Origin of the sequence: Herbaspirillum sp. B65, assembly GCF_000333555.1 — a bacterium.
Taxonomy (GTDB): domain Bacteria; phylum Pseudomonadota; class Gammaproteobacteria; order Burkholderiales; family Burkholderiaceae_D; genus Herbaspirillum; species Herbaspirillum rubrisubalbicans.
The window spans coordinates 1-2,755 of sequence record NZ_BADI01000380.1 but is presented as its reverse complement, the minus strand read 5'-3'; the positions used below and the strand labels follow the sequence as shown (position 1 = coordinate 2,755).

The following is a 2,755-nucleotide window of genomic DNA, read 5'->3' as shown; positions in this document are numbered from 1 at the left end:
CGATGGCGACTCATTGCACCGTCCCTTCCCGGACCTGCACAGAGAATTCGACGGCCAGGCCGTTGGTGACGCCCTGCAAGACCACGGACACGGCGCCGGTAGCATCCCGGTTCAGATTGACCGACGACAACGAGATGCGCGGCTCCCATAGCGCCAGGCGATAGGCAACGGCGGCATAGATGCGCATGACGGTAACGCCATTCAGCGGCTGGTCGATCAGTTCGGGGATTTCGGAACCGTAGTTGCGGCGGTAGATGCGACTGCCCAGCGGCGTCATGAGAATGTCGCGCACGCACTGGCGGATATGGTCCAGCAGGGACATGCTGCGGCCGGTAGAGGCGTTCATGGCGATCATGGCAGCGGCGCTCCCGATTGTTCGTCGCCGCGCTTGACCTGGCCGTGCGGGTGATGGCGCAGGCTGATATCACCGGCCATCACGTCGCCTGTTGCTTGCACCTGGCCATCGATGACCATCGCGGCGCCACCGTCGCCGCCTTGGACCTTGGCGCCATTGTTCAGCGCACTAAAGCCATCCACTACCAGATTGCCCTTGATGGTGACATCGCCGGTGCAGGTGGTTTGCTGCGCGTCGGCGGTTACCGCATCGGCTTTTACCAGGGCCGAGCTGCCGGCCGGAAGGATGGCCGATAACGTGTGCTTGGCGAAGTCGTACAGCACCACGGCGCCATCGGGGTAGTGGATGGAGCGAATCTTGAGAGAGGATTGCGGAGCTGGCGAATCGGCCGAGAACAGGCCGGCTAGCACCTTGCCTTGTGTCAGGTCGCCATTTGGAGAAAAGACGATGACTTGCTCGCCGATGGACGGCGGGCACCAATCGATGACATCCCCGGCGCGCAATGCGATCCACTGCAGCCAGGTGGTCAGCAACGAGGGAGATAAGCGCACGCGCACCTTGTCCGCTTTGATCTCGGCAATCTTGCCGGTGCGGATCAAATTCGGGATGGTGCGGACGAGTTCGGAGAGGTCGGGCGTCATGCAACCCATGTTGCCGGATCGCGCGCGGGAAGGCACTTAGCGACGGGTTGATATCCGCCTTACCGACTTTTAGGTGACGCAACAGCGTCCCATCTGCGACGTTAAACTCCCATCGGGAAAGGTTGGCTTACTGTAGCTCAGGCCGAGAAATGGCACTTTCGATCGGACTCGCATAGTTCACGCATAAAAAAGCCCGCCGGGGCGGGCTATAAGAACGCTTCTAGAACACCTTCAAAATTAGGAAGTCCCTCAGGGACATTTTTTGATTAAATTTTTGCGAATCGTCTTCTTACACGCGTTCCGTTTTTTGAGGTTAACAAATCATTTTCGAAGCATCGAAACGACGCATGAGACGGTGATTAAATAACTTCTAAAATTCGTAGCCGCTCAATGTGATCTTGTAAGTAGGCGAGCCGGCACTAGCAGATGCACCATAATAAATCGTCTGAGCAGCGGAGAGGGAAAGCGAATCAAAAGCAAACGCTTGGGACCAGCCGTTGGCAGAGGTCAACTTCGGTTGCAAAATCTTAGCACCGTTCATCGCCGAATCTACGGCAATGGATAATGTATTCGTCGCATCACTCGACGTGGTATTGCTGGTAACGAGGTAACCCGACACGGCAATGGCACCTTTGGGAGTAACACTAGAAATATCCAGCGATGTCCCATCAGGAGCCGCATTCGAGGTATTCAGCACGGAGAAGCTGCCATGAGATACCTTTCGCCCGCTTACATAAGCTGGTTTGAACTGGCCAGATCCGTTTGTCTGCAGGATTGCCACTAGTGAGGATGCCGTATAACCAGCCGGGGCGTTCGACCCACCGTAGACCTGGCCCGGAGTCACTGATGTAGCGTTGAAGCCGATCAGGCCTTTGGCGCCACTAGTAGGGTTGTACATCTCATACACTGCCACGGTACCGTTGTTCGGTGCGCTGCCAGTATCCATGCCACCAACGCCGCTAGTGGTTAGGTTGATGCTCTGATTCAGATTGGAGAGACAGTACCGCAAGCCACCCAGCGCAGTTTCTACGATCAGTTCGTCCACTGTGAAGGTCGCGCTGGAAGAGGCCGTGGGGATTGATATTCTCGCGTTACGCGACTGTCCGACCACGCCGGCAACCTGACCAAATTGAACTGCATGTTGACTGGCGGTAGCGGGAGCCACCTGTTGTGCTCCTGCAATGCACTCGAAGAGTATCCAGCACAACGAACCAGAATTCAATAACGGACCAACGTATGAAACCAGTGTGGCAATGCTATTTGCCACCATTTCATTGCCTTGCAATGCCTGACCACCCAGCCCATAGATAGGAGCGGCAGCAAGACCATCAGGAGCATAGGTTGCGTCAGAAGTGTTTGTAACGTTAACCGTGAACCTTTGAATTATTCCGTTTGTGGTTGGCAATGATGCCATTGCTACAGGATTAGATGCTGTGTATGCAGTTGTCACTATTCTTACTCCTGTTTAAGTGTGGATTAGTTAATTCTTCGCCAGTAGTTCAGCGAAGAATCTGAATGTAATCGAAACACGTAACTTTTTCCCGAAGAAAAATAAATATGGCACGCGTTTACAAGAGGTTGTAACGAAGTAAGAATTTCCCTAGTGTATGCCTGTCGTTCATAGCATATTTGGGTATGGAAAAAGAGCGATGCGAAGCGACGGCGTCGCTCAAAAAGCTACCTCTTAGTTGTATTTTTCAAGGTGGGAAAGGAGGCTTTCCCTTAGTTTTACTTCATCAGATTGAGTAAACCCAAGTAG

General features: G+C 53.9%; 3 protein-coding genes. All 3 read right to left on the bottom strand.

Annotated elements, in window-relative coordinates:
- Window positions 1-10: 10 nt before the first annotated feature.
- The 3 genes from I5W_RS09265 to I5W_RS09255 all read right to left on the bottom strand — a co-directional run bounded on the left by I5W_RS09265 (window position 11) and on the right by I5W_RS09255 (window position 2,446).
- Window positions 11-355: a GPW/gp25 family protein gene (locus I5W_RS09265; RefSeq protein ID WP_034309811.1), complete on the bottom strand. Its 345-nt coding sequence runs from the start codon at window positions 353-355 to the stop codon at window positions 11-13.
- Window positions 352-996, bottom strand: a complete 645-nt coding sequence (locus I5W_RS09260; protein ID WP_044529003.1) for a phage baseplate assembly protein V — start codon at window positions 994-996, stop codon at window positions 352-354. The genes I5W_RS09265 and I5W_RS09260 overlap by 4 nt, the downstream gene beginning before the upstream one ends.
- A gap of 370 nt (window positions 997-1,366) precedes the next feature.
- Window positions 1,367-2,446, bottom strand: a complete 1,080-nt coding sequence (locus I5W_RS09255) for a hypothetical protein (protein ID WP_148289073.1) — start codon at window positions 2,444-2,446, stop codon at window positions 1,367-1,369.
- Window positions 2,447-2,755: the final 309 nt, after the last annotated feature.